A 26523-nucleotide genomic window follows, 5' to 3' on the forward strand; every position below is an offset into this window, starting at 1 on the left:
TCAGGAATCCCTCTTGTGAACTCCCCACCCGAGACACCCTCAGCAGCGGAGCGGCCGGCGGTCACAGACGCCGAGCTGCTGACCGCGCATATCAACGGGGATCCACACGCCTTCAGCGAAATCGTCAAGAGACACCGCGACCGTATGTGGGCGGTCGCCCTGCGTACGCTCGGTGACCCTGACGAGGCCGCCGACGCCGTGCAGGACGCCTTCGTCTCCGCCTACCGCAAGGCCGCCACGTTCCGCGGCGAGGCGGCCGTCACAACGTGGCTCCACCGGATCGTGGTCAACGCCTGCCTCGACCGGATGCGCCGTAAATCGGTCCGACCCGTCGCGGACGACGAGTTGATCGAGGCCGCCGAGCGGGAGTCCCCGCTGCCTGACCAGACCCTCGAGCGCGAGGTCTCGATGGAGGTTTCGGCCGCGCTCAAACTGCTGCCCAGCGACCAGCGGGCGGCGCTGGTGCTCGTCGACATGATGGGCTACTCGGTCGAAGACGCAGCTCAGGTGCTCCAAGTGCCGAGCGGCACGGTGAAGAGCAGGTGCGCGCGAGGGCGCGCGAAACTTGCCCCAATTCTTTCGCATCTGCGGAACCGATCGGACCTCAATCGCGTCTCATCCGCGAAGGGAGCAGAACTTCGTGACGGGTGATACGCACTACGATCTGGAAATCCTGGCCGAGTTGGCCGAGGGTCTCCTAGACGTCGACACGGCGCGCCAGGTCCGCGGGCATCTCGCGGTCTGCGACCCCTGTGGGGAGCTTCTGGCAGACCTGGCGGCGGTTCGCGAGGTGCTCGCGGCGACCCCCACACCGGCCATGCCGATGGGTGTCGCACTGCGCATCGACAAGGCTTTGGCCGCCGAGGCGGACTCCCGGCGGGGAGGTGTCGGCCTCGTGGAACCACCCGACTGGGATGAGCTCATGCGGGACTCCCCGTGGGAGCGACCAGTCGAGGTTGCCACTGAAGAGGCCCCCCAACCGGCCCCAGAACCGGTACGCCTCGGAGTCGTCTCCGACGACGGCACGATCGTCCCGGCCAGGCGCCGGGCCTCGCGGCGGCGCCGATGGGCGATGCCCGCGATCGCTGCCGCGGCGGCCGCCGCGGTGGTGGGCGCGGTCGTGACCTCGACCAGCCTGCTGGTGAGCGCCGGCGGTGGCAGCGGGGCTCCGAAGGGTGGTGTCCAGGCGCAGCCCGCGCCCCAGACCACGGCCCCCTCCAAGGACCACTCGCGGGCCAAGTCGTACGGGCTGACCGACAGCGGCCACAACTACAGCGACCAGGACCTGCGTCAGCCGCTCGAAGGCATGTTCGGCTTCCAGCGCATGGTGCTCGACGGCTCCGACGACGCCGGCAAGGTCGACAAGTGCGTGAGCCGGGTGGCGAGCCGGTCGAAGCTGCCGACGTACGCGGTGGACCAGGGCCAGTACAACGGACAGGAGGCCCTCATCGTGGCTTCCTGGAAGGACAAGGCCACGCAGAAGCTGCGCATCGACATCGTGGACCCGTTCAACTGTAAGAACCTCCGAAAGCCCGCTCTGGGCCACTGGTAGGCAGAGCACGTGTAAAGAGCCCGCCCTGGCGGGCTCTTTCGCTTTGTGGGGGTTCAGTGGGTGGGCGTCGTGTGCAGGGCCGGGAATCACGGCGGCCTAGGATCTGTTGAGGCGGGTGCAACAGCAGACGAGGAAGGCGTGGAGCGTTGAGCGACGTTCGTAACGTGATCATCATTGGATCCGGCCCAGCTGGCTACACCGCGGCCGTCTATTCCGCGCGCGCCGAGCTCAAGCCGCTGGTCTTCGAGGGCTCCGTCACAGCCGGCGGCGCTCTCATGAACACCACCGACGTGGAGAACTTCCCCGGGTTCCCCGACGGCATCATGGGCCCCGATCTCATGGACAACCTGCGTAAGCAGGCCGAGCGGTTCGGTGCCGAGCTGGTGGCCGACGACGTGGTCGAGGTGGACCTGGAGGCCAACCCCAAGGTCGTCAAGACCCACACCGACACCTACTACGCCAAGTCCGTCATCCTGGCGATGGGTTCGGGTTACCGGGAGCTCGGCCTGGAGAACGAGAAGCGCCTGTCGGGGCACGGCGTGTCCTGGTGTGCGACCTGTGACGGCTTCTTCTTCCGCAACAAGGACATCGTGGTCGTCGGCGGCGGCGACACGGCGATGGAGGAGGCCACGTTCCTGACCAGGTTCGGCCGCATGGTGACCGTGGTGCACCGCCGCGACGAGCTGCGGGCCAGCAAGATCATGCAGGAGCGGGCGTTCGCGAACGACAAGATCCGCTTCGTCTGGGACTCCGAGGTCGTGGACGTGCTCGGCGACACTCACGTCGAGGCCGTGAAGCTGCGCAACGTCAAGACCGGCGAGGAATGCGAGCTGGCCACTGACGCGTTGTTCCTGGCCATCGGGCACGATCCGCGTACCGAGCTGGTCAAGGGGCAGATCGATCTCGATGAGGACGGCTACGTCAAGGTGGCCTCGCCCTCCACGGCGACCAACATCGACGGCGTGTTCGCCGCGGGAGACGTCGTCGACCACACCTACCGCCAGGCCATCACCGCCGCCGGCACCGGCTGCGCGGCCTCGCTCGACTCCGAGCGCTGGCTGGCCCACACCGAGAAGTAAGTAAGGAGCGCACCGTGAAGGCTGTCACCGACGCCTCTTTCGCAGCTGACGTACTCAAGAGCGACAAGCCCGTGCTGGTCGATTTCTGGGCCGAGTGGTGCGGCCCGTGCCGTCAGGTCGCGCCCATCCTCCAGGAGATCGCCAACGAGCACGGCGACAAGCTGGAGATCGTCAAGCTCAACATCGACGAGAACCCGGAGGTTCCGCGCCAGTACGGTGTGCTCCAGATCCCGACGATGAACGTCTACAAGAACGGAGAGGTCGTGAAGCAGATCATCGGCGCCAAGCCGAAGGCCATGCTGCTGCGCGAGCTCGACGGCATCATCTGACCCGCTCTCCCGCGGTCGCGCCCGGCCCCCCGCCCTCTGTGGTGGGGGGCTTTCGCGTTCTCTGTTGTACGGCGCTGAGTGGTCGTCAGACGGGACGTAGGGCGCGTTCCGGACTCATGGAGCCCAGGAGCCGCTCCAAGGCCACCTCGACGTCCTCACGCCACGAGACGGCGGTCTTGAGCTCAAGCCGGAGCCGCGGGAATCGCAAATGCGGACGAACCGTCTTAAAACCAACAGAAAGGAAGTATTCCGCCGGAACTACGCAACTAGGCTCTTCCCACTTGAGGTCGCCAAAAGCTTCAATGGCTTTCACCCCGCGCCTGGTCAAGTCTTTGGCCACGCCCTGGATGAGCATTCGCCCCAGCCCGCCACCCGAGAACTCCGGAATGATGTGCGCCGTCATGAGCAGCACCGCGTCGGCGCTGACCGGCGAGGTGGGGAAGGCCACGGAACGAGGGCTGTAGAGCGGCGGGCTGTAGAGCACGAACCCCGCGGGGACCCCGTCGACGTACACGATTTTGCCGCAGCTGCCCCATTCGAGCAGTGTGCCGGAGATCCAGGCCTCCTTCTCCAGCGTCGGATCGCCCGACTCCACCGCCCGCTCCCCGCTGACCGGATCGAGCTCCCAGAACACGCACCGTCGGCAGCGCCGAGGCAGATCTTCGAGATTGTCCAGGGTTATGTTGACCAGCCGGCGCGACAACTACGGCCCCCCTGTCGTTGACCCGGAAAAACGCGCGAAAACCGCGTCCACAGGTGGCATCGTAGCCCAGTGGAGATGCCGCCAGCGGACACCACGACGGTCGAGCCCGTCACGGGCGACATGTCCGGTTAGCGTAATCTGGTATTTCAGTCCGATATGACACCTAGGAGGTGGGCCGTGACAGGAGAGCTGGATCACGGTCAGACACCCGCGACTCAAGGGTCGCGCATCGACGCATACGTCGATCGGTACGCCGCGCGAGCTACCGGGATGGTCGCCTCCGAGATCCGAGCTCTTTTCGCCGTCGCGTCGAGGCCCGAGGTGGTCTCGCTCGCGGGCGGCATGCCGTACGTCACGGCTCTTCCCCTCGACATGGTCGGCGAGCTGGTCTCCGACCTCGTCACCAGGCGCGGCCCCGTCGCGCTGCAGTACGGTTCCGGCCAGGGAGACCCGCACCTGCGTGAGCAGATCTGCGAGGTCATGCGGCTGGAGGGGATCCACGCCGGGGCGAACGACGTGGTCGTCACCGTCGGGTCGCAGCAGGCGCTCGACCTGATCACCCGCATCTTCATCGACCCGGGCGACGTGGTGCTCGCCGAGGGCCCCTCGTACGTGGGCGCGCTGGGCACGTTCGCCGCCTATCAGGCCAAAGTCGTTCATATCGCTATGGACGATCAGGGCATCGTGCCCGAGTCGCTGGCTCAGACCATCTACGCGCTGGAGACGGCCGGGGCGCCCATCAAGTTCCTCTACACGATCCCGACCTTCCACAACCCCGGCGGCGTCACCCTGAACATCGCCCGCCGGCAGCAGGTGCTCGACATCTGCCAGCGGGCCGGGGTCCTGATCATCGAGGACAACCCGTACGGGCTGCTCGGGTTCGACGGGGAGCCCATGCGGGCCCTGCGGGCCGACAATCCGGACGGCGTCGTCTACCTGGGGTCGTTCTCCAAGACGCTCGCCCCCGGCTTCCGCGTCGGCTGGGCGCTGGCCCCGCACGCCATCCGCGACAAGCTCGTGCTGGCCATGGAGTCGGCCGTGCTCTCGCACTCCTCGTTCACCCAGCTCGCCGTGGGCCAATATCTGGCCACGCAGCCGTGGCAGGAGCAGATCAAGACGTTCAGGGAGCTCTACCGTGAGCGCCGCGACGCGCTGCTGGACGCGCTCGACTCCCTGATGCCCCCCGAGGTGACGTGGACCCGTCCCGCCGGGGGCTTCTTCGTCTGGGCGAGCCTGCCGGAAGGGCTCGACTCGAAGGCCATCCTGCCGCGGGCGGTGGCCGAGCGGGTGGCGTTCGTCCCGGGGACCGGGTTCTACTCGGACGGGAGCGGCGCCCGGCACATGCGGCTCTCGTACTGCTACCCGGAGCCTGACCGGATCCGGGAAGGGGTGCGGCGGCTGGCCGGCGTGATCGAGCAGGAGATGCAGCTGCGCGACACGTTCGGCACCGGCTCGGTCCGCGACCACCTGGGCGTCGACACTCCCGGCCCCGATCTGGCCTAGCGCCGCTTCTCGGGCGGGGCCTGCCGGCCCCGCCCCCTCCGCATGCCGCCGGGCGGACGCGCCATGGCCTCGGCACCGTGCCTGGCGACGACGCCATGGCGGTACGGTTGGACAGCGGCGCGTGCGATCAGCGGAGGAGAAGTGATGAGCGATCTGGGCCACGTGCTCGTGCTGGCCGGAGGTCTCTCCTACGAGCGAGAGGTGTCGCTTCGCTCCGGTCGCCGAGTCAGCGAGGTGCTGCGTGCGGCGGGCGTCGATGTGGAGACCCGTGACACCGACGCTTCCCTCGTGCCGTCGATCCTCGCGGACCCGCCGGACGCCGTGTTCGTGACGCTGCATGGTGGCGCGGGCGAGGACGGCGCGATCCGTTCCGTCCTGGAGCTGCTCAACGTCCCGTACGTGGGCGCCGACCCGGACGCGTGCCGGGTCGCGTTCGACAAGCCCACCGCCAAGGCCGTCGTGCGCTCCGTCGGCCTGCGGACGCCCGAGTCGGTCACGCTGCCGAAGGAGACGTTCCACGACCTCGGCGCCACAGTGGTGCTGGGCCGCATCGTGGAGCGCCTCGGCCTCCCCCTGTTCGTCAAGCCCGCCCGGGGCGGGTCGGCGCTGGGCGCCTCCATCGTCCGTACGGCGGAGGAGTTGCCCGCCGCGATGGTCGGCTGCTTCGCGTACGGCGACACGGCGCTGATCGAGCGCTACGTGGATGGCGTCGAGGTCGCGGTCTCCGTCGTCGACCTGGGCAACGGCCCGGTGGCCCTGCCGGCCGTGGAGATCGTCCCGGACGAGGGCGTCTACGACTACGCGGCCCGCTACACGGCCGGGCACACGGAGTTCTTCGCTCCCGCCCGCCTTTCGGCCCAGGCGGCCGCGGCCTGTGCGGAGACGGCGGTGACCGCCCACACGGCGCTCGGTCTCCGTGACGTCTCCCGTACGGATCTGATTGTCGACGCGGCCGACATCCCACATTTCCTGGAGGTCAACGTGGCACCGGGGATGACGGAGACATCGCTCCTGCCAATGGCCGCCGAAGCCGCGGGCCAGGACCTGGGCGACCTCTGCCGCACCCTCCTCCAGAACGCGGCCTCCCGCTCCCACGCCTGACCCTCTCGCACAGCATGGCGCGGTGAGCCCGGCCGATGGTGCCGGTCCACCAGCACGTCCCGTCGCCACGGCGGGCACCTTGGAGCTTCCGGCGCCTGCTTCCAGAGAGCGACCCAATGAGGCGCCACGCAGACGGCCGACCGCTACGACGCCTGGTCCCCAGAGGACGGCTCTACACAAACGGCCGACCGCTACGGTGCCTGGTCCGCCGCCCCTCCCCTCAGCAGAGGGGGCGCGCCGTCGTCGGACTCGGCACTGCACTGCCCGATGCGACGGCACGGGGACGCGGTAGCTCGTGGTGCGCCCACTCCATGCCCCTCGCGCCCGCTGGTGCCGGACGGACGACAGGGCCGGGCGTCTGTCGAGGGCGAGTAAGTAGCCTTGCTGTGTGCTGATCGATTCGATGTACCCGAAGAGCTTCGCCAGCGACAACCACGCGGGCGTGCACCCGAGCGTCCTGGAAGCCATAGCCGCCGCCAACCACGGAGACGCGCCCGCCTACGGTGACGACAGGTGGACCTCGGTGTTCGAGGACAAGATCAAGGAGGCGTTCGGCTCGGGCGCCGAAGGGTTCGCAGTGCTCAACGGGGCGGGCGCCAACATGGTCGGGCTGTCCTTGACGCTCGGCCGCTACAGCTCGATTCTCTGCGCCGACAGCGCCCACATCGCCACCCATGAAACGGGAGCGGCAGAGCGCCTGCTCGGCGTCAAGCTGGTGACGATCCCCACCGAGCAAGGCAAGCTCCGCCCGAACGACATCAAGTCACAGCTGAACGTGATCGGCAATCCGCACATCCCCCAGCCCTCGGTCGTCTCCATCTCTCAAGTCACGGAGCTCGGCACCTGCTACTCCCCCGACGAAATCGCCGCCCTCGCGGAGACCGCACATGAGGCGGGCCTGCGCCTCCATGTGGACGGCGCCCGGCTCGCCAACGCCGCCGCCTACCTCGGCTGCGACCTGAAGTCCATCACTGCGGACGTCGGCGTTGACGTGTTCAGCTTCGGCGCCACCAAGAACGGCGCCCTCGCCGCGGAGGCGGTGGTCGTCCTCGACTCCTCGCTGGCTCCTGGCATCCCCTACCTCCGCCGCCAGTCGCTTCAGCTCGCCTCGAAGATGCGGTTCATCTCGGCTCAACTGTCGGCGCTGTTGACGGACGGCCTCTGGCGCGAGAACGCGTCGCACGCCAACAAGATGGCCGCCCGGCTCGCGGACGGCATAGCCGATCTGCCCGGCGTCTCCCTGACCTACCCGGTCCAATCCAACGCCGTCTTCGCCACCCTTCCGCCCGCCCTCGCGGAGGGCCTCAGGAGCCACTACCTCTTCCACTACTGGGACGAGGCCGCAGGCATCGTCCGGTGGATGACGGCTTTCGACACGACCCCGGAGCACGTGGACGACTTCCTGGGCGACATCCACAAGGCCGCCCTCACGTAGACGCCGTGACCGCACCGGCCGCTGTTTCACGTGAAACACGCTCCCCGCTCAGCTCCCTGTTTCACGTGAAACAGCGGCCGCCGCGAAGGGACGCCCCCGCACTGTCGACCGCGAGAGAGCGGGCGCCGCGTTTCACGTGAAACATAGGTTCCGCCTGCAGTGGCTTTGGTTTCACGTGAAACACGGAATGAAAGGCCGGTCAGTCTTCGGCTTCTCTCATCGCGCGAACGGCCTCCGGCGCCATGGTGCCGATAATGCGCTCAAGGTCGTCGATGGTGGCGAACTCTACGACGATGCGGCCCTTGCGCCGCCCCAGGTCTACCTTCACCTTGGTCTCGAAGTGATCCGAGAGACGGTCGGCGAGGTGCGTCAGGCCGGGTGCCGTGGGCTTGGCCACCTGGCGTTCGCGCGCGGGCTTCCCGGCCGCCTTGGCGCTCCCCATCGCGACGATCTCCTCCACCGCGCGCACCGAGAGGAGCTCTGCCACAATGCGCTTGGCCAGCTGTATCTGCTCCTCTGGGCTGCTGAGGCCGAGGAGCGCCCGGGCGTGGCCCGCGCTGATGACGCCGGCGGCCACCGTGCGCTGGACTTCGGGAGGGAGGTTCAGGAGACGGAGGGTGTTGGTGATGTGCGAGCGAGAGCGGCCGACCTTCTGGGCCAGCTGCTCGTGCGTCGCCTGGAAGTCATCGAGGAGTTGCTGATAGGCGGCGGCTTCTTCAAGGGCGTTCAGTTGCTCACGCTGAAGGTTCTCAATGAGCGCGTCCCGGAGAAGATCGGTGTCCTGGGTGTTGCGGACGATCGCCGGAACCGCGTCCAACCCGACCTGCTGACAGGCTCGCCAGCGCCGCTCCCCCATGATCAACTCGTACTGGCCGCCTCCGACGGGCCGGACCACGATCGGCTGCAGGAGGCCGACCTCGCGGATGGAGGCCGCCAACTCCTCAAGACGCTCATCGTCAAAGACCTCACGCGGCTGGCGCGGGTTGGGGACGATCGCGTCGAGCGCGACCTCCTTGAAGTACGCTCCGGCGATCGGCTTCGGACCCGTCTCCCCCGTTGAACCGTTCGACGAGGCCGGCGCCGTCCCCGAACCGTCAACGATGGGACCGGTCGGGATGAGCGCCCCGAGCCCCTTGCCCAATCCCCGCCGCTGCTGACTCACTGCGTCTCCTCATCCACCCGGTCGATTCCGGTCACTCCAGGAGAGGTTACCGTTGCACGCCCCGCCCGGTGCCCCCTCGCCACACACGGACCGGCGGTATTTACACCGACACGGCCACAAACCCGCCAACCAACCGACCAAGCTGACCCAACGGGCGACTCTGCCTCCGGTCACATCCGCCGGGGAAGCCCTCACACTCCTCCGCCGCAGCCACCTCACCGCCCCGCTGTCTCACGAGCCCACCCCTCCGGCTCAGGGGCACATGGCACGTGGTGTCGCGGCCCGCAGTGTCGCGGCCCGTCGCATCCCGGCCCGTCACATCAGGGGCCATCGCGTCACGGCCCATCGCGCCTCGGCCCATCGCGTCGCGGGGCCGCCGTTTCGCCTGCGCGCGATCTGGCTGTGCCGTCCTCATGGTGGGGGCGCCGGTGGCGTGGAGCAGCGCAGCGCCGTCTCAGCGCCGGCGGGGGCGGCAGTGTCATCGTGGCGATGCATCGGCGCCGTCTCCGTGCAGCTAGGCCAACGCCGTCTCTGTGGTCGTTCGCTGGCGCCGCCTCCGCGGCGCTAGGCCGGCGCCGTCATCGTGACGGTGGCTGACGTCGTCTCACTGGCGGCGGGGTGGCGGCGGGCCGGCGCCGTCTCCGTGGTGGCGATGGGCCGCTCGTTGAAGCGGTGGAGGCTTCTCCTCAGGACCGCTGCGGGATGCCTACCCGCACGCGAAAACACCGCGACAGCATGCAGAACATCCGTGGCGGCATACAAGCAAGCGGGCCCGACGGAACGCACCGGGGCCGGGTGTGTTCTCTCGGCGTGGGTTCAGAGTCGAAGGGGGGCTGCGGCGAGGGCCGGTCAGGACACGGTGGCGCGGTGGGCGATTTCGCGGGCCGCGTCCATGTACGCCATCGCCCCGCTCGACCCCGGATCATAGGTCATCACCGACTGCCCATAGCTTGGCGCCTCGGACAGGCGGACGCTGCGCGGGATCACCGTGTTGAGCACCGTGTCACCGAAGTGCGCCCGCACCTCGTCCGCCACCTGAGAGGCCAGACGGGTGCGCCCGTCGTACATCGTCAGGACGATGGTCGAGAGCTTCAGCGTCGGGTTGAGGTGGGCCCGGATCAGGTCCACGTTCCTGAGGAGTTGCCCGAGGCCCTCCAGGGCGTAGTACTCGCACTGGATGGGGATCATGACCTCGTCCGCCGCCACCAACGCGTTCACCGTCAGCAGGCCGAGCGACGGCGGGCAGTCGATCACGATGTAGTCCAGCTCGACCGCGTCGTACGCCGCCAGCGCGCGCCGCAGCCGGGCCTCGCGGGCCACCAGGGAGACCAGCTCGATCTCCGCGCCCGCCAGGTCGATGGTGGCCGGTGCGCAGTAGAGGTTCGGCATGTCGGGGACCTGCTTGACGATGTCCGCCATCGGAAGGTCGTCGACGAGGACCTGGTAGACGTCCGGCACGTCGCCCCGGTGCTCCGTGGCCAGGGCCGTGGAGGCGTTGCCCTGGGGGTCGAGGTCCACCACGAGGACGCGCTGGCCGTGCATGGACAGCGCGGCGGCGATGTTCACCGACGTGGTGGTCTTGCCCACGCCGCCCTTCTGGTTGGCAACCGCGATCACCCTGGTCTTGGCCGGGCGAGGCCAGGTGCCGTCCCCGTCGCTGGGGGTCTGGGCGGCGGTGGGGGTTGCAGATGTTTCACGTGAAACCACTGAGCTGAGCGCCTCTCGTACCAACGGCGAATCGCCGGGGTTCAGGGGGGTCTGGGTCACGATGGCCATCCTTTCAACCAGTGGTGTGCCGGTGTCGGGAATTGACTGTCGCGACACGCCCTTTTCGGGCCAGCCAACCCCGTTTGGACTCTCGGACGGACGGCTGCCCGGCCAGCCCAGACCGCTTGACGCGACTGGCACAACCGTCACCTCCCTCGTCGCCGCCTGGCCCGCTCCGGCGCGCGACCCGCTACCACCCGAACCAGTGTTGCCGGCGGCTCGACCTTACCGCGCCCGACCGTCACGAGCTCGGCCGATCGGGCTCCGATGGCCCGCAATTGGGGCTCCGCCTCGGCGAGCTCCTCGGCGGCGCGCTCCCCCTTCATGGCGATCAGCTCGCCACCCTCGCGGAGCAGCGGCATGGCCCACTTCAGGAGGCGGTCGAGCGGCGCCACCGCGCGGGCGCTGGCGACGTCGAACTCGCGCTTGCCCGCCAGCTCCTCAGCCCGCCCGCGCAGCACCTCGACGTTGTCGAGCTTGAGCGCCTCGACGCACTCCTCCAGGAACACGGTACGGCGGAGCAGCGGCTCGAGGAGCGTGACCGTGATGTCCTGGCGGACGATCGCCAGCACGAGCCCCGGCAGCCCGGCGCCGGACCCGATGTCCACCAGGTGTACGTCAGGGGGCACGGCCTCGGCCACGACCGCGCAGTTGAGCAGGTGGCGGTCCCAGATCCGGGGCACCTCACGCGGGCCCAGCAGCCCGCGGACCACGCCGGGCCCCACCAGCAGCTCGGCGAACGCGTTCGCGCGATCCCAAGCCTCCCCGGTGAAGACGTCCCGCGCTATGTCCGGCGGCGCCGGAAGCTCATCGCTCACTGGTCGGTGGCCCTTTCTGGGACTGATCCGTCCTGGTAGGCGGGCAACAGCCCGGCGTTGATCTACTGCGGGGTGGTCTCTACCCCAAGGCTAGAGGTGAGATCACAGTGGAAGACTAGCGGGCCGGTCTGAAGGCGACCTTTGAGCACGCCGCCGTCGGTATGGCGATGACCGAGCCGGAGAACGTCAACAAGGCGCATACGCGCCTAAACCACAGTTTCGGTGGATGTACAGGGACAAAGGGGTACAAATGCGAAACGGCCGTCCACCTCGCATGCGAGCGGGCAGACGGCCGGATCGGATGGCGTAACACTCCTCAGGCGGGGAGGACCACCACGTAGCGGTGCGGCTCCTCACCTTCGGACTCGCTGCGAAGCCCGGCGGCCGCCACCGCGTCGTGGACGATCTTGCGCTCGAAGGGCGTCATCGGGTGCAGCGACTTCGGCTCGCCCTGATCCTTGACCTGGTTGGCGATCTCGGTGCCGAGCTTGGTGAGCTCGGCCCTGCGGCGCTCGCGATAGCCGCCGACGTCGAGCATCAGCCTGGAGCGCTCGCCGGTCTGCCGGTGCACGGCCAGGCGGGTCAGCTCCTGCAGCGCCTCCAGGACCTCTCCCCCGGGACCTACGAGCTCGTTGCCCTTGAGACCCACGACGGAGACCATGGCGCGGTCTCCCTCGACGTCCATGTCGATGTCGCCGTCGATGTCGGCGATGTCGAGAAGGCCCTCGACGTAGTCGGCAGCGATCTCGCCTTCCTGCTCCAGCGCGTTGAGATCCGGAGCCTTCTCCTGCTCGGCCTCGGTCATGGCCGGCCTCTCCTTCGTGTTCAAGACTTCTTGCTGCCGGTGCGCTTGCTGCGGGACTGGCGGCTTGGCTGCTGCCTGACGATCTTAGGCTCAGGCGGGGGCGGAGGGGCCTGCTCTTCCGGCGCAGTCTTGCGGAGCTTGTTGATCAGACCCGGCTTGGACTGCACCGGAATCTGGTTGCCCTTGGCGTCGAACTGCGGCATCGGGTGGCGGCTGTAGAACCAGTGCTGCTGACCGAGCGTCCACAGGTTGGTGGTGACCCAGTACATGATCAGACCGAGCGGGAAGTTCAGGCTGAAGAAGGCGAACAGCGGCGAGATGTACATCAGGATCTTCTGCTGCTGCGCCATCGGGTTGTCCGGCATCTGAGCCATGGAGCGGGTGACGCTCTGCCGGACGGTGAGGAAGGTGGTGCCCGAGCTGATCGCGACGAAGATACCGATGACGATCTTCTCGCCGACGTGGGCCGCCTCGAAGAACGTGGCGGGAAGCGGGGCTCCCAGGATGAGGGCCTGCTTGGCGCTGTCGACCAGCTCCTGCGTCATCCCGAACTTCGGCTGGTCCGCCGCGATCGCCCGCAGCACCGTGAACATCGAGATGAAGATCGGGAACTGGGCCACGACGGGGAGGCAGCCGCCCAGGGGGTTGGCGCCCGCTCCTTGGTAGAGCGCCATGACCTCCTGGTTCATGCGCTGCTTGTCGTCCTTGTAGCGCTTGCGGAGCTCCTGGACCTTCGGCGCCAGCTCCTGCATCTTTCGCGATGAGCGCATCTGCTTGAGGAACAGCGGGAAGATCAGGATCCTCATGCAGATGGTCAGCGTGATGATGGTGAGCGCCCACGTCAAGCCGCTGTTAGGGTCGAGGACAGTGCTGTACGCCTGGTGGATCCAGGTGATGACTTGGGCGACGGCTGTGTACAGCCAGTTGAGCCAGGACAGCTCCACCGAGCTATCTCCCTTGCGTTTCGTGGGACCGGACCGGGCGTGGGGGCACCGGGTCTATACCTCCGGGATGGAATGGGTGGCACCGCCCGATGCGCCGGACAGTCAGCCAAGTGCCGCGCAGTGCTCCGTGCGTGGCGATCGCCTCGAGTCCGTACGCACTGCACGACGGATAGAAGCGGCAGCGTGGACCGAGCATCGGGCTGATGAAGGCCCGGTAGAACCGGATCGGGATGATCAGTGCCCGAGCTGCGAAGCTCGGCGTCACCCCTTGCGGTTGCTCCGTCATTTCTGTCCACCCGTCGAGGACTCGCGCCGCCTGAGCAAACGTTCCAGCGCGGAGTCGAGCTCGGCGGCCAGGTGCTCGAATCGCGCGGACGCGGCCGGTGGATTGGCGCGTACCACCAGCAGGCTACCTCGCGGCAGCCGGTCGAGACGGTCCCGCATCAGGTGTCGGAGCCGTCGCTTGACCGTGTTACGGGTCACGGCGCCACCGACGGCCTTGCTCACTACGAAACCCACCCGAGGGGACTCTTCCCCCGAAATGGCAAAATGCACCACCAGAGTCGGGCGACCTGCGCGCTTGCCGCGCTTGACCGCCGCCTCGAACTCCTCCCCGCGCCGCATGCGGGATTGACGGGACAGCACCGTATACGCCTATCGCCCGCCGGTGAGATCCACCGGCGGGCCGAAAACGCGTGGGACGGTCAGGCCGACAGCTTCTCGCGGCCCTTGCGGCGACGGGAGGCGAGGATGGCGCGACCGGCCCGGGTGCGCATCCGCAGCCGGAAGCCGTGGGTCTTCGCGCGGCGACGGTTGTTCGGCTGGAAAGTACGCTTGCTCACGGGTGGGCTCCAGGCTTGATGGTGCGCCGCAGGGACGCTTATACACACATGGATGGCCTGCCAGGGAAGCGAGGGCACGCGAAATAGCCGTCGCGTGACAAGCCGACCGTCGTACGTTACGGGGGAAGTACCGTCCAGGTCAAACTGAACGGGTTATCCACCTTTCCACAGGCGACTTTTCCACCGCCAGACCACCGTCCACAGTATGTGCACTCAGGTACCACTAGGCTGTGGACAACGCTTGAACACAGCTGTGCACATGGATACTGTCGGCCCTTCCGGACCCGCTCAAAGGCTGTGCACAACTTGTGGATCTCCTGTGGAGGACCTGGGCACGGAGCCCGGCCTCCACGCTGTGGACGAAGGGGCCGCCGATCACAGCGGGCGGCCGCGCATGTGGATAAACGATCGCGGGGGGCCGCGAGAGGAAGGAGGGGAACCGCACCATGAACGGTGTCGACCTCGGCACGGTATGGGCGAGGGCCCTGGGCAACTTCCTCAACGAGAACGTGCCGATCCAGCAGCGCACGTGGCTGGCCATGGTGCGCCCGATCGCACGGGCCAACGACACCATAGTGCTCGGTGTCCCCAACGACTTCCTCAAGGACCTCATCGAGGGCAAGCTGCGCTCGCTCGTGACGCACGCGCTGTCACAGGAGCTCGGCCAGAACATGCGGCTGGCCGTGATGATCGACACCACGGCGCCCGAGCAGCTCCCGCGCGACCCTCATCAACAGCCTGTGACTCAGAGTTATCCCCAGGATGTGGAGAGTCAGCCGCGTTACGCACAGCCCCTGCAATCGCAGCACCAGCAGGCCTCCGAGCCGCCGCAGTTCTATTCTCCACAGCCGGAGCAGCCCCAGATATCCACCGAATATCCACAGCCGGGCTTCTCTTTTGAACAGGCGCAGCCGTACACACCGCCTGTGGAGAAAGAGCCGGAGCCGGCGCCGAACCGGTGGGAGGCGAAGAGCACCAAACCCAGCGAACCGGCCCGGCTCAATCAGAAGTACACATTCGAGACATTCGTCATCGGGGCCAGCAACAGGTTCGCTCACGCGGCGGCCGTGGCGGTGGCCGAATCCCCCGCAAAGGCGTACAACCCGCTCTTCATTTACGGCGACTCGGGGCTGGGGAAGACGCACCTGCTGCACGCGATCGGGCATTACGCACAGAGCCTGTACGACGGCGCGCGGGTCAGATACGTGAGCTCCGAGGAGTTCACCAACGACTTCATCAACAGCATCCGCGACCACAAGGCCGACGGCTTCCGCGGACGCTACCGGGCGATCGACATCCTGCTTGTGGACGACATCCAGTTCCTGGAGGGCAAGGAGCAGACGCAGGAGGAGTTCTTCCACACGTTCAACACGCTCCACAACGCCAACAAGCAGATCGTCATCTCCAGCGACCGCGCGCCCAAGCAGCTGACCACGCTGGAGGATCGGCTGCGCAACCGGTTCGAGTGGGGCCTGATCACGGACGTGCAGCCGCCCGAGCTGGAGACTCGCATCGCGATCCTCAGGAAGAAGGCCATCCAGGAGGGCCTGGCCGCGCCGCCCGAGGTGCTGGAGTACATCGCCAGCCGCATCTCCACCAACATCCGCGAGCTCGAGGGCGCCCTGATCAGGGTCACCGCGTTCGCCAGCCTCAACAGGCAGGGTGTGGACCTGCAGCTGGCCGAGGTGGTGCTGAAGGACCTGATCACCACGGAGTCCGACACCGAGATCACCATCGCCGCGATCATGACCGAGACCGCTCAGTACTTCGGCATCAGCATCGAGGACCTGTGCGGAACCTCGCGCAGCCGGGCGCTCGTCACCGCCCGGCAGATCGCCATGTATCTGGCGCGTGAGCTGACCGAGTTGTCGCTGCCCAAAATCGGACAGCAGTTCGGCCGCGACCACACCACCGTCATGCACGCGGAGCGGAAGATCCGCTCGCTCATCGCCGAGCGCAGGTCGATGTACAACCAGGTCAACGAGCTGACTTTGCGTATCAAGCGGACATCCCGCGGGGCCTGAGCGTCATGCACAGCCTGTGGAAAACACTGTGGATCTGCGAAAACACCAAATCCCGTCGGCTCTTCGCCACACAATGCCCGAAAAAATCCCCCACAGGTCCTGGGGACAACTCTGGGGACACCCTGGGGAGAACCTGGGGACTACTCGTGGATAACGTGTGGACGGCCTGTGAACAGGCGATCTGGGACTCCAGGGGTGTCCGTTTTACCCCGTGGACAACCTGTGGAAACCTCGTGGATAACCCGCCGATGCCGGTGGATGAAGGCACCAAGATCTGGGGACGGCCTGTGGGTGAAGTTTCTTCATCCCCAGGCGCGCGAGTTCTCCCCAGGCGTCACCCACATCCCCAGTGGATGAAAACAGGGCTGCTGACCAGCCGGAACGTTGGTTGTCCCCAGTTTCCACAGCCCCTAGTGTGATGACCTCTTCTATCTCTAACTAAGAAACTCAAAGACCCATAGAGGGTTCTCCCGGAGCTCAGGTGCGGGAGAGTGAAGACTTGAATCAACGACGAACCCAGGAGGCTGATCACCGTGATGTTCCGAATCGAGCGAGACGTCCTCGCTGAGGCGGTGGCATGGACGGCACGCAGCCTCCCGGCGCGCCCGTCGGTGCCCGTTCTCGCGGGCATGCGCCTTGAGGTCACCGACGAGCAGCAGCTGAAGCTGTCCGGATTCGACTACGAGGTCTCCGCCGAGGTGACGCTCGAGCTCCACACCGGCGAGCCCGGTGTCGTGCTGGTCTCCGGCAAGCTGCTCGCCGAGATCACCCGCTCTCTTCCTGCACAGCCTGTGGACTTCGTGGTGGACGGCGCCAAGGCGGTCGTCACCTGTGGCAGCGCCCGATTCACACTCCTCACCATGCCTGTGGAGGACTACCCGTCCCTCCCGGCCATGCCGCCGGCCGCCGGCCGGGTGGGCAGCGACGTGTTCGCCTCCGCCGTCGCCCAGGTCGCCGTCGCCGCGGGCCGGGACGACACGCTGCCGATGCTCACCGGTGTGCGGATGGAGATCGAGGGCGACACGGTGACCCTCGCCGCGACCGACCGTTACCGGCTCGCCGTACGCGAGCTGAAGTGGCAGCCGGGCCAGCCCGACTTCGCCGCCATCGCGATGATCCCCGGCAAGACCCTCGCCGACACGGCCAAGGCGCTCGGCACGACCGGCGCGGAGGTGGAGATCGCGCTCAGCTCCGCCGGCGGCACCGGGGAGGGCATGATCGGCTTCTCCAGCGCCGGACGGCGGACCACGACCCGGCTGCTCGACCCCGAGTTCCCCAAGTACCGCTCGCTGCTGCCCACGGAGTTCTCCGCCCGCGCGGACCTGTCCACAGGGTCGTTCGTCGAGGCCGTCAAGCGCGTGGCCCTGGTCGCCGAGCGCAACACCCCGGTGCGGCTGGCGTTCAAGAGCGGCGAGGTCGTGCTGGAGGCAGGCAGCGGCGACGAGGCACAGGCCGTCGAGGCGCTCCCGGTCGACTACGAGGGCGAGGAGATGAACATCGCCTTCAACCACCAGTTCCTGCTGGAGGGGCTGGGCGCCATCGACTCCGATGTCGCGCGGCTCCAGATGACCACATCGACGAAGCCCGCTATCCTCACGGGTGGCAAGCCTGTGGAGGACGGAGCCGCTCCGGACTACCGTTACCTGATCATGCCCATCCGCCTGTCAGGCTGAACCTGTCATCGGGGATGATGGAAGTCTGACAAGGGGGTAGACAACATGCAGATCGGCATGGTCGGACTTGGCAAGATGGGCGGCAACATGGCCGAGCGCCTGCGCCGCGGCGGCCACGACGTCATCGGCTACGACCGCGATCCGGCGATCAGCGACGTCTCCAGCCTGAAGGAGCTGGTCGAGCGCCTGCAGGCACCACGCGCGGTCTGGGTCATGGTCCCCGCGGGGAAGCCCACCCAGTCCACGATCGACGATCTCGGCGAACTCCTCGACACAGGCGACATCGTCGTCGACGGCGGAAACTCCCACTACGTGGACGACCAGAAGCACGCGGCCGAGCTGAGCGAGAAGGGCATCGGCTTCGTCGACTGCGGCGTCAGCGGCGGCGTGTGGGGCCTGGAGAACGGCTACGCGCTCATGTGCGGCGGAGCCACGGCCGACGTCGAGCGGCTGATGCCGCTCTTCGAGACGCTCAAGCCCGAGGGCGAGGACGGCTTCGTCCACGCGGGTGACGTCGGCGCCGGGCACTTCGCGAAGATGGTCCACAACGGCATCGAGTACGGCATGATGCAGGCGTTCGCGGAGGGCTGGGAGCTGCTGGAGGCCTCCGACGTCGTCAAGGACGTCAAGGGCTCCTTCAAGAGCTGGCGCACGGGCACCGTGATCCGCTCCTGGCTGCTCGACCTGCTGGTGCGGGCGCTCGACGACGACAAGCACCTCGACCAGCTCCGGGGTTATGCACAGGACTCCGGAGAGGGCCGGTGGACGGTGCAGGCGGCTGTGGACCACGCGGTCCCGCTGCCGGTCATCACCGCCGCGCTGTACGCCCGGTTCGCCTCGCGGCAGGACGACTCCCCCGCGATGAAGGCGGTCGCGGCCCTGCGTAACCAGTTCGGCGGCCACGCGATCACTTCGACAGAGGGCAGCACCGGCAAGGGCGCCGACTCGCCGGGCGCCGACGTGGTCCCGCCGCGCGAGACCGAGCGTCGGTGACCACAGCGATCCCCGAGGCGCACTAACCTCGTGGGGTGCATGTCGCCCACCTCTCGCTGACCGATTTCAGGTCGTACGCGTCCGTGGAGCTCGGCCTGGAGCCGGGCGTCACGGCGTTCGTGGGGCCCAACGGCCAGGGCAAGACCAACCTGGTCGAGGCCCTCGGCTACGTCGCGACGCACTCCAGCCACCGGGTGTCGAGCGACGCGCCGCTCGTGCGCAAGGGCGCCACGCGGGCGATCGTGCGCTGCGCCGTCCACAGGGACGACCGGCGGGCGCTGATCGAGCTGGAGATCAACCCGGGGCGGGCCAACCGCGCCAGGCTCAACCGCTCCCCCGTCTCGCGGGCGCGTGACGTCATCGGCCTGCTGCGCACGGTGCTGTTCGCCCCCGAGGACCTCGCGCTGTCCAAGGGCGACCCCGCCGAGCGCCGCCGCTTCCTCGACGACCTGCTGGTGGCCAGGGCGCCCAGGTTCGCCGGTGTGCGCGCCGACTACGACCGCGTGCTCAAGCAGCGCGGCGCGCTCCTCCGTACGGCCGCGCAGGCCCGCAGGGGCAGCAGGAGCGGCAGGCGGGCGGAGAGCGACAGCGCGTTCGCGGCGGCGGGCGCGGGCGACGCGCTGAGCACGCTGGAGGTGTGGGACGCCCACCTCGCCAGGCACGGCGCGGAGCTGTTGCGGGCGCGGCTGGAGCTCATCGAGGCGCTGCGCCCGCTGGTGGCCGGCTCGTACGCCGCGCTCGCCCCGGGCAGCGACCCCGCGACGCTGGCGTACCGCAGCACGTTGTCCACAGGTGGGGACACAGATGAGGACGGCCGGGGCGGTGAAGTCCCCGGTGAGCGCGGATCTTTCGATACACACACGTTATCCACAGACTTGGGGAAAACCCTTGAAGAACGGCTGCGGGAGCGGCTATTGGAGGTCCGCTCCGCCGAGCTGGAGCGAGGCGTCACGCTCGTCGGCCCGCACCGCGACGACCTGATACTCGGCATCGGCGACCTGCCCGCCCGCGGCTACGCCAGCCACGGCGAGTCCTGGTCGTTCGCGCTGGCGCTGCGGCTGGCGGCGTACGACCTGCTCCGGGCCGACGGCGGCGACCCCGTGCTGATCCTCGACGACGTGTTCGCCGAGCTCGACAGTCAGCGCAGACGCCGGCTCGCCGAGATCGTCGCACCCGCCGAGCAGGTGCTCATCACCGCGGCCGTGCCGGCCGACGTCCCCCCGGAGCTGGTGGGGGCGAGGTTCGACGTCGCAGAAGGGAGCGTGACCCGTGTCCGCTGACGACAATCCCGCGGCCAGGGGTGCCGCGATGGCCAGGGAGAAGCTCGCCCAGGCCAAGGCCGACGCGGCCAAGCGCGGCCAGCTCCCCCGGCGCGCGCCCAGGCGCAAGGCCGCGCCGAGCAGGGAGGGCGGCGACCCGCAGCTCTTCGGACGCGCGATAGCCGACCTGCTGGCGGACCGCGGCTGGGAGCGGTCGGCGGCCGTCGGTGGAGTTTTCGGACGCTGGATCGACATCGTCGGTCCTGACCTGGCCGCCCACACCAAGCCGGAGTCGTTCGAGGACGGCGAGGTGCTGATCGCGGCCGACTCGACGGCGTGGGCGACGCAGGTGCGGCTGCTCGCCCGCACCCTCGTACGCAGGCTGAACGAGGAGCTCGGCGACGGCACAGTCACGAAGGTCAAGGTCAGAGGCCCGCAGAACGCGCCGAGACCGTCCGGCGGGTTGAGGGTGACCGGAAGCAGGGGCCCCGGCGACACCTACGGATAGGACGTGTGGTTAGGCTCCAGGGGCGATCAGAAAGCCACAGACGCGATAAGCCCCCTTTCCGGAGGGGGGATGCTGGACTGGGGGCAAAACGAGCTAGGGAGCATCACAGGCGCGTTCCTTGCCACCATCAGGCTCCGGACCCGGTAGAATGAAGACGGATTCCGGACACGTCCGCTTGCGTGTCACCCCGGCAGCAAACCGACTCCCCTGGGTGACCGCGCATCGGGGCACTCACGACGGTGACGGGCACGGTAGGGGCAGCTTTGTATTTGATCGCCTCCCCCGCCGCGTGTCCGCGGCAGGAGGATTTTGCAGTTGTCCTACGACGCTAGCTCTATCACCGTACTCGAGGGGCTTGAGGCGGTTCGCAAGCGCCCGGGTATGTATATCGGCTCCACCGGTGAGCGCGGCCTGCACCACCTCGTCTACGAGATCGTGGACAACGCGGTCGACGAGGCCCTCGCCGGTTACGCCACCAGGATCGACATCACGCTCTTGGCCGACAACGGCGTACGCGTGTTCGACAACGGCCGTGGCATCCCCACAGGCATCCACCCGGTGGAGAAGCGCTCCGCCGTCGAGGTCGTGCTGACCACGCTCCACGCGGGCGGCAAGTTCGACAGCCAGTCCTACGCGGTCTCCGGCGGCCTCCACGGCGTCGGCTCGGCGGTCGTCAACGCGCTGTCCACCGCCATGGACGTCGAAATCATGCAGAACGGCCACTACTGGCGCCAGCGCTACGAGCACTCCAAGCCCGTCGCGCCGCTGGCCAAGGGCGAGGGCACCGACGAGACCGGCACCACGATCACGTTCTGGGCCGACCCCGACGTCTTCGAGACCACCACGTGGAACTACGAGACGCTCTCGCGGCGCTTCCAGGAGACGGCCTTCCTCAACAAGGGCCTGACGATCACGTTCACCGACGAGCGGCCCGACCACGTCAACGGTGAGCCCCTCACGGTCGAATACCACTACGAGGGCGGCCTGGCCGACTTCGTCCAGCACCTCAACACCAAGAAGGAGCCGGCGCACGCGTCGATCATCTCCTTCGAGGAGGAGGGCGACGGCATCGCGGTCGACATCGCCATGCAGTGGAACAACTCCTACTCGGAGTCGGTCTACACGTTCGCCAACATGATCAACACCGCGGAGGGCGGCACCCACGAGGAGGGCTTCCGCGCGGCGCTGACGACGATCGTCAACCGCTACGCGCGCGAGCAGAAGTTCCTCAAGGAGGGCAAGGACGACAACCTCAGCGGTGAGGACGTCCGCGAGGGGCTGACCGCGATCATCTCGGTCAAGCTGTCCGACCCGCAGTTCGAGGGACAGACCAAGACCAAGCTGGGCAACACCGAGGCCAAGTCGTTCGTGCAGAAGGCCTGCAACGACCACCTGCGCGACTGGTTCGAGCGCAACCCCGGCGAGGCGAAAGACATCATCAACAAGTCGCTGCAGGCCTCGCGCGCCCGCATCGCCGCCCGCCAGGCCCGCGACCTGACCAGGCGTAAGTCGCTGCTCGAGTCGGGCAGCGGCCTGCCCGGCAAGCTGGCCGACTGCCAGTGGAACGACCCCGAGCGGTGCGAGCTGTTCATCGTCGAGGGTGACTCGGCCGGCGGCTCGGCCAAGGGCGGCCGCGACTCGCGTTTCCAGGCGATCCTGCCCATCCGCGGCAAGATCCTCAACGTCGAGAAGGCGCGGATCGACAAGGTCCTGAAGAACAACGAGGTCCAGGCGCTGATCACCGCCCTGGGCACCGGCGTGCACGACGAGTTCGACATCGCCAAGCTGCGCTACCACAAGGTCATCCTGATGGCCGACGCCGACGTCGACGGCCAGCACATCAACACGCTGCTGCTGACGCTGCTGTTCAGGTTCATGAGGCCGCTGATCGAGGCCGGCCACGTCTACCTGTCGTGCCCGCCGCTCTACAAGATCAAGTGGGACCGCAAGGGCGAGGACGCCTCGTACGCCTACTCCGACAGCGAGCGCGACGCGGTCATCGCCGAGGGCATCGCCAACGGAAAGGCCGACCCCCGGCCGCGCGACAACGTGCAGCGCTTCAAGGGCCTCGGCGAGATGAACGCGAGCCAGCTCTGGGAGACCACGATGAACCCGGAGACCCGGCTGCTGCGGCTGGTCACACTCGACGACGCGGCGCAGGCCGACGACCTGTTCAGTGTGCTCATGGGCGAGGACGTGGAAGCCAGGCGCGATTTCATCATCCGCAACGCCCGCGACGTGCGCTTCCTCGATGTTTAAGGACATTTACCTGTGACGGACGTGAACACCACTCCCCCGGCTGAACGCATCGAGCCGGTGGACATCCAGTCCGAGATGCAGCGCAGCTACATGGACTACGCGATGTCGGTCATCGTGTCCAGGGCGCTGCCGGACGTCCGCGACGGTCTCAAGCCGGTGCACCGGCGGGTGCTTTACGCGATGTACGACGGTGGCTACCGTCCCGACCGCGGCTACTTCAAGTGCGCCCGCGTCGTCGGTGACGTGATGGGCACCTACCATCCCCACGGCGACACCTCGATCTACGACGCGCTGGTCCGCCTGGCGCAGGACTGGTCGATGCGTTACCCGCTGGTCGACGGGCAGGGCAACTTCGGTTCGCCCGGCAACGACCCGGCGGCGGCGATGCGGTACACCGAGTGCAAGCTCGCGCCCATCGCGATGGAGCTGCTGCGCGACATCGACAAGGACACCGTCGACTTCCGTCCCAACTACGACGGCAAGTCGCAGGAGCCCGACGTCCTGCCGGCGCGCTTCCCGCAGCTGCTGGTCAACGGCTCGGGCGGCATCGCGGTCGGCATGGCCACCAACATCCCGCCGCACAACCTGCGCGAGGTCGCGGCGGCGGTCAAGTGGGCGCTGGAGAACCCGGAGGCCGGCGACGAGGAGCTGCTCGAAGCGGCGATCAAGCTGGTCAAGGGCCCCGACTTCCCCACCAAGGCGCTGATCGTCGGCCGGCGGGGCATCGAGGACGCCTACCGCACCGGGCGCGGCTCGATCACCATGCGCGCCGTGGTCGAGGTCGAGGAGGACAAGGGGCGGCAGGCGCTCGTCGTCACGGAGCTGCCGTACCAGGTCAATCCCGACAACCTCGCCCTCAAGATCGCCGAGTTGGTGCGTGAGGGCAAGCTCGCCGGCATCGCCGACGTACGCGACGAGAGCTCCTCGCGGGTCGGGCAGCGCCTGGTGATCGTGCTCAAGCGCGACGCGGTCGCCAAGGTCGTGCTCAACAACCTGTACAAGCACACCCAGCTGCAGGACACGTTCGGCGCCAACATGCTGGCGCTGGTCGACGGGGTGCCGCGTACGCTCCGGCTCGACCAGTTCGTCCGGCACTACGTGGCGCACCAGATCGAGGTCATCGTCCGCAGGACCCGCTACCTCCTGCGCAAGGCCGAGGAGCGCGCCCACATCCTGCGTGCGCTGCTGAAGGCCCTGGAGCGGCTCGACGATGTCATCGCCCTCATCCGGGCCTCCGAGTCCGCCTCGGCCGCCCAGCAGGGCCTCATGGCGCTCCTGGAGATCGACGAGGTGCAGGCTCAGGCCATCCTCGACATGCAGCTGCGCAAGCTGGCCGCCCTGGAGCGGCAGTCCATCCAGGACGAGTACGACTCCCTGATGACGCAGATCGCCGAGTACAACGCGATCCTGGCCAGCGAGGCCCGGCAGCGCGAGATCATCGGCGAGGAGCTCGGCGAGATCGTCGGCCGCTACGGCGACGACAGGAAGACCGAGATCATCGCCTACGACGGCGACATGTCGATCGAGGACCTCATCGCCGAGGACGAGATCGTCGTCACGATCACCCGGGGCGGCTACGCCAAGCGCACCCGTACCGACCTCTACCGGGCGCAGAAGCGCGGCGGCAAGGGCGTGCGGGGTGCCCAGCTCCGCCAGGACGACATCGTCGACCACTTCTTCGTCACCACGACCCACCACTGGCTGCTGTTCTTCACGAACAAGGGCCGGGTGTACCGGGTCAAGGCGTATGAGCTGCCCGACGCCGGGCGCGACGCGCGTGGCATGCATCTCGCGAACCTTCTGGCGATGCAGCCCGACGAAACAGTCATGGAGGTTCTCGACCTACGCGACTACGACGTCGCCCCCTACCTTGTCCTCGCCACCCGCAGCGGGCTGGTCAAGAAGACCCGCCTGTCCGAGTACGACTCCCCCAGGACCGGCGGTCTGATCGCGATCAACCTGCGGGAGGACGACGAAGTCATCGGAGCCCGCCTGGTCTCCGAGCACGACGACCTGCTGCTGGTCTCCAAGGGCGCCCAGTCGATCAGGTTCACCGCCTCCGACGAGGCGCTACGGCCCATGGGCCGCGCGACCAGCGGTGTCATCGGCATGAGGTTCCTCGATGGTGACGAACTTCTCGCCATGAATCGGATGGCCGACGGTCAAGATGTGCTTATCGCCACGGAGGGTGGGTACGCAAAACGGACGCCAGTGGAGCAGTATCCAGTTCAAGGACGTGGCGGTAGGGGAGTGCTTACTGCGAAAATCGTGTCTTCCCGTGGCAAGCTGGTCGGAGCCGTCATGGTCAACCCAGAGGACGAGGTCTTCGCGATCACGTCCGCCGGCGGGGTGATCCGGACGAGTGCCGGCGAGATCAAGCAGTCCGGCCGCCAGACCATGGGAGTGCGATTGATGAATCTCGCTGAAGGCGACAGCGTGGTGGCCCTCGCCCGGAACGCGGAGTCGATGGAGACTTCTGTGGAAATTGAGGAAAACGGGGGAGGAGAGTAGTCCATGAGCGCCCAGGGTGGCCCCGCCAGGACAAAGGCGGCTTCGGGTAACGGACAGCAACCGAAGAAGCCCAACCAATCCGAGACATTCGGCGCGGTCGACGACAGCAAGGACACGAAGCCCGCGCAGCCCGGGCCGTCCTCGCAGCCTGCACAGCCCGGGCCGTCCGCACAGCCCGGGCCGTCCGGGCCGTCCGCGCCGTCCGCGCCGGGCAAGCCAGGTCCGGGCAAGCCGGGTCCAGGCAAGGAGGACGCGCGGTCGTCGGCTCCCGCGCCTGCGCCCGCTCCCTCTGCGGACGGTGGCAACGAGACGGTCCGCCTGCGCCCGTCGCTGGCCACGGAGGCACCGCCTGCGATCGAGCTGCCCAACAAGAAGAAGTCATCCGGTGCCTCGGGGGCCCGGCTCCCCCGCAAGGCTCACCTGGTCCTGCGCCGCGTAGAGCCGTGGTCGGCCATGAAGTTCAGCTTCGTGGTGTCCCTGGTCTGCTTCGTGGTGCTGTTCGTGGCGGTGGCCGTCCTGTACGGCGTGCTGTCGGCCCTGGGGGTGTTCGACTCGCTGGTCGACCTGGTCAACCAGCTCGGCCAGGGCGAGCAGGGGCAGAACTCGATCCCCATCAACATCGCCTCGTGGTTCGAGCCTGTGCGGATTCTTGGCTACACGGCATTGATCGGGGCTGTGAACGTCGTACTGATCACGGCGCTTTCGACGTTGGGGGCGGTCATCTACAACATCGCCTCTGACCTGGTCGGAGGCGTCGAGGTCACCTTCAGCGAGGCCGAGTAGGCGAGGCTGCTCGCGCCGGGACCGATGACGGGAACGGCGCGAGCAGCACTTCGGACACGGTAAGCTTTTCCTCGTCCGAACAACCGGTTCGCCTCCTTCCTGCGGATGCGATAACGTTCGGTGTGCGCGGGGCTATAGCTCAGTCGGTTAGAGCGCTTCCCTGATAAGGAAGAGGTCCCAGGTTCAAGTCCTGGTAGCCCCACCACGAAGTATCAGCTCAGAGGCCAGTTCCCAAGATCGGGGACCTGGCCTCTTGATCGTTTGCCATCGATTTGCCATCACGGGTGTCCGGCACCCGGTAGCAGACATCGATCCACATCGACAGGTCCCGACAGCCGGCCTCCCGTGCCGGCGGCCGAGATTGAACGCCACGAGCGTAGGTCGCGGCGGTTGGTGACAGCGTCATGGCGTGCGGCTAGGTCGGCGCCGGCCAGGCGGGTCAGTGCGGTGGAGGGCAAGGCAGTCCCCGATGA

General features: G+C 67.7%; 24 protein-coding genes and 1 tRNA gene. 16 read left to right on the forward strand and 9 right to left on the reverse strand.

Annotated elements, in window-relative coordinates; genetic code table 11:
* Positions 1-15: 15 nt before the first annotated feature.
* The 4 genes from sigM (at position 16) to trxA (ending at position 2960) form a co-directional block, all read left to right on the forward strand.
* Positions 16-651, forward strand: a complete 636-nt coding sequence (gene sigM / locus AB0J64_RS20115; protein WP_364028746.1) for an RNA polymerase sigma factor SigM — start codon at positions 16-18, stop codon at positions 649-651.
* On the forward strand, positions 641-1552 hold the full coding sequence (locus AB0J64_RS20120; RefSeq protein WP_364028748.1) for a hypothetical protein: 912 nt from the start codon (positions 641-643) through the stop codon (positions 1550-1552). The genes sigM and AB0J64_RS20120 overlap by 11 nt, the downstream gene beginning before the upstream one ends.
* A 146-nt stretch (positions 1553-1698) precedes the next feature.
* The gene (gene trxB / locus AB0J64_RS20125; RefSeq protein WP_344999714.1) at positions 1699-2631 is read left to right on the forward strand and encodes a thioredoxin-disulfide reductase; all 933 of its coding nucleotides are present in this window, start codon (positions 1699-1701) and stop codon (positions 2629-2631) included.
* Between the two features lie 14 nt (positions 2632-2645).
* Entirely contained in the window at positions 2646-2960 is a 315-nt protein-coding gene (gene trxA / locus AB0J64_RS20130) for a thioredoxin (protein ID WP_344999712.1), read from the forward strand.
* Between the two features lie 85 nt (positions 2961-3045).
* Here the strand turns inward: trxA and AB0J64_RS20135 are convergent, their stop codons facing one another.
* Positions 3046-3663 (reverse strand): GNAT family N-acetyltransferase, encoded by a 618-nt coding sequence (locus AB0J64_RS20135; protein ID WP_364028750.1) that lies wholly within the window; start codon positions 3661-3663, stop codon positions 3046-3048.
* Between the two features lie 270 nt (positions 3664-3933).
* Between AB0J64_RS20135 and AB0J64_RS20140 the strand changes: the two genes are divergently transcribed.
* The 3 genes from AB0J64_RS20140 to AB0J64_RS20150 all read left to right on the forward strand — a co-directional run bounded on the left by AB0J64_RS20140 (position 3934) and on the right by AB0J64_RS20150 (position 7702).
* Positions 3934-5166 carry a PLP-dependent aminotransferase family protein gene (locus AB0J64_RS20140; RefSeq protein ID WP_345002235.1) on the forward strand — a complete coding sequence of 411 codons (1233 nt, stop codon included), beginning with the start codon at positions 3934-3936 and terminating at the stop codon, positions 5164-5166.
* Positions 5167-5310: 144 nt separating this feature from the next.
* The gene (locus tag AB0J64_RS20145) at positions 5311-6267 is read left to right on the forward strand and encodes a D-alanine--D-alanine ligase (protein WP_364028752.1); all 957 of its coding nucleotides are present in this window, start codon (positions 5311-5313) and stop codon (positions 6265-6267) included.
* 388 nt (positions 6268-6655) lie between these two features.
* Positions 6656-7702 (forward strand): low specificity L-threonine aldolase, encoded by a 1047-nt coding sequence (locus tag AB0J64_RS20150; protein ID WP_364028754.1) that lies wholly within the window; start codon positions 6656-6658, stop codon positions 7700-7702.
* Between the two features lie 199 nt (positions 7703-7901).
* On the opposite strand, the gene AB0J64_RS20155 is transcribed toward AB0J64_RS20150, so the two are convergent.
* From AB0J64_RS20155 to rpmH, 8 genes are all read right to left on the reverse strand, one after another.
* On the reverse strand, positions 7902-8864 hold the full coding sequence (locus tag AB0J64_RS20155) for a ParB/RepB/Spo0J family partition protein (RefSeq protein ID WP_344999704.1): 963 nt from the start codon (positions 8862-8864) through the stop codon (positions 7902-7904).
* 849 nt (positions 8865-9713) lie between these two features.
* Entirely contained in the window at positions 9714-10481 is a 768-nt protein-coding gene (locus AB0J64_RS20160; RefSeq protein ID WP_364028956.1) for a ParA family protein, read from the reverse strand.
* 296 nt (positions 10482-10777) lie between these two features.
* Positions 10778-11449 (reverse strand): 16S rRNA (guanine(527)-N(7))-methyltransferase RsmG, encoded by a 672-nt coding sequence (gene rsmG / locus AB0J64_RS20165; protein ID WP_364028756.1) that lies wholly within the window; start codon positions 11447-11449, stop codon positions 10778-10780.
* Between the two features lie 316 nt (positions 11450-11765).
* Positions 11766-12254, reverse strand: coding sequence for a R3H domain-containing nucleic acid-binding protein (locus tag AB0J64_RS20170; protein ID WP_364028758.1), 489 nt, complete (start codon positions 12252-12254; stop codon positions 11766-11768).
* 20 nt (positions 12255-12274) lie between these two features.
* A complete protein-coding gene (yidC, locus tag AB0J64_RS20175; protein ID WP_364028760.1) occupies positions 12275-13198 on the reverse strand; it encodes a membrane protein insertase YidC in 924 nt (307 codons plus the stop codon).
* Positions 13199-13202: 4 nt separating this feature from the next.
* Positions 13203-13484 carry a membrane protein insertion efficiency factor YidD gene (yidD, locus tag AB0J64_RS20180; protein WP_349447690.1) on the reverse strand — a complete coding sequence of 94 codons (282 nt, stop codon included), beginning with the start codon at positions 13482-13484 and terminating at the stop codon, positions 13203-13205.
* Positions 13481-13843, reverse strand: a complete 363-nt coding sequence (rnpA, locus tag AB0J64_RS20185) for a ribonuclease P protein component (RefSeq protein WP_364028762.1) — start codon at positions 13841-13843, stop codon at positions 13481-13483. The genes yidD and rnpA overlap by 4 nt, the downstream gene beginning before the upstream one ends.
* A gap of 59 nt (positions 13844-13902) precedes the next feature.
* The gene (rpmH, locus tag AB0J64_RS20190) at positions 13903-14040 is read right to left on the reverse strand and encodes a 50S ribosomal protein L34 (RefSeq protein ID WP_020547366.1); all 138 of its coding nucleotides are present in this window, start codon (positions 14038-14040) and stop codon (positions 13903-13905) included.
* A 446-nt stretch (positions 14041-14486) separates the two neighbouring features.
* Here rpmH and dnaA point away from each other — a divergent pair, with 446 nt between their 5' ends.
* From dnaA to AB0J64_RS20235, 9 genes are all read left to right on the forward strand, one after another.
* Positions 14487-16064, forward strand: coding sequence for a chromosomal replication initiator protein DnaA (dnaA, locus tag AB0J64_RS20195; RefSeq protein WP_364028764.1), 1578 nt, complete (start codon positions 14487-14489; stop codon positions 16062-16064).
* Positions 16065-16597: 533 nt separating this feature from the next.
* Positions 16598-17737, forward strand: coding sequence for a DNA polymerase III subunit beta (gene dnaN, locus AB0J64_RS20200; protein ID WP_364028766.1), 1140 nt, complete (start codon positions 16598-16600; stop codon positions 17735-17737).
* A 45-nt stretch (positions 17738-17782) separates the two neighbouring features.
* On the forward strand, positions 17783-18730 hold the full coding sequence (gene gnd, locus AB0J64_RS20205; RefSeq protein ID WP_364028768.1) for a phosphogluconate dehydrogenase (NAD(+)-dependent, decarboxylating): 948 nt from the start codon (positions 17783-17785) through the stop codon (positions 18728-18730).
* A 35-nt stretch (positions 18731-18765) separates the two neighbouring features.
* Complete coding sequence (recF, locus tag AB0J64_RS20210; protein WP_364028770.1) at positions 18766-20010, forward strand: DNA replication/repair protein RecF; 1245 nt, start codon at positions 18766-18768, stop codon at positions 20008-20010.
* Positions 20000-20497, forward strand: a complete 498-nt coding sequence (locus AB0J64_RS20215) for a DciA family protein (protein WP_364028772.1) — start codon at positions 20000-20002, stop codon at positions 20495-20497. Before recF ends, AB0J64_RS20215 begins: the two co-directional genes overlap by 11 nt.
* A gap of 336 nt (positions 20498-20833) precedes the next feature.
* Entirely contained in the window at positions 20834-22756 is a 1923-nt protein-coding gene (gene gyrB, locus AB0J64_RS20220; RefSeq protein WP_364028958.1) for a DNA topoisomerase (ATP-hydrolyzing) subunit B, read from the forward strand.
* 12 nt (positions 22757-22768) lie between these two features.
* Positions 22769-25267 carry a DNA gyrase subunit A gene (gene gyrA, locus AB0J64_RS20225; protein ID WP_364028774.1) on the forward strand — a complete coding sequence of 833 codons (2499 nt, stop codon included), beginning with the start codon at positions 22769-22771 and terminating at the stop codon, positions 25265-25267.
* Positions 25268-25270: 3 nt separating this feature from the next.
* Complete coding sequence (locus tag AB0J64_RS20230; protein ID WP_364028776.1) at positions 25271-26050, forward strand: DUF3566 domain-containing protein; 780 nt, start codon at positions 25271-25273, stop codon at positions 26048-26050.
* A gap of 128 nt (positions 26051-26178) precedes the next feature.
* Positions 26179-26255 (forward strand) — tRNA-Ile (locus AB0J64_RS20235).
* Positions 26256-26523 lie beyond the last annotated feature (268 nt).

It is taken from the genome of Nonomuraea sp. NPDC049695 (assembly GCF_040674955.1).
GTDB classification, from domain to species: Bacteria; Actinomycetota; Actinomycetes; order Streptosporangiales; family Streptosporangiaceae; genus Nonomuraea; species Nonomuraea helvata.

Bases quoted from the DNA above. Each gene is read 5' to 3' on its own strand.
- AB0J64_RS20140 (WP_345002235.1), top strand. From the start codon at position 3,934: ATGGTCGCCTCCGAGATCCGAGCTCTTTTCGCCGTCGCGTCGAGGCCC.
- AB0J64_RS20230 (WP_364028776.1), top strand. From the start codon at position 25,271: ATGAGCGCCCAGGGTGGCCCCGCCAGGACAAAGGCGGCTTCGGGTAAC.
- yidD (WP_349447690.1), bottom strand. From the start codon at position 13,484: ATGACGGAGCAACCGCAAGGGGTGACGCCGAGCTTCGCAGCTCGGGCA.
- AB0J64_RS20170 (WP_364028758.1), bottom strand. From the start codon at position 12,254: ATGACCGAGGCCGAGCAGGAGAAGGCTCCGGATCTCAACGCGCTGGAG.
- dnaA (WP_364028764.1), top strand. From the start codon at position 14,487: ATGAACGGTGTCGACCTCGGCACGGTATGGGCGAGGGCCCTGGGCAAC.
- gnd (WP_364028768.1), top strand. From the start codon at position 17,783: ATGCAGATCGGCATGGTCGGACTTGGCAAGATGGGCGGCAACATGGCC.
- AB0J64_RS20145 (WP_364028752.1), top strand. From the start codon at position 5,311: ATGAGCGATCTGGGCCACGTGCTCGTGCTGGCCGGAGGTCTCTCCTAC.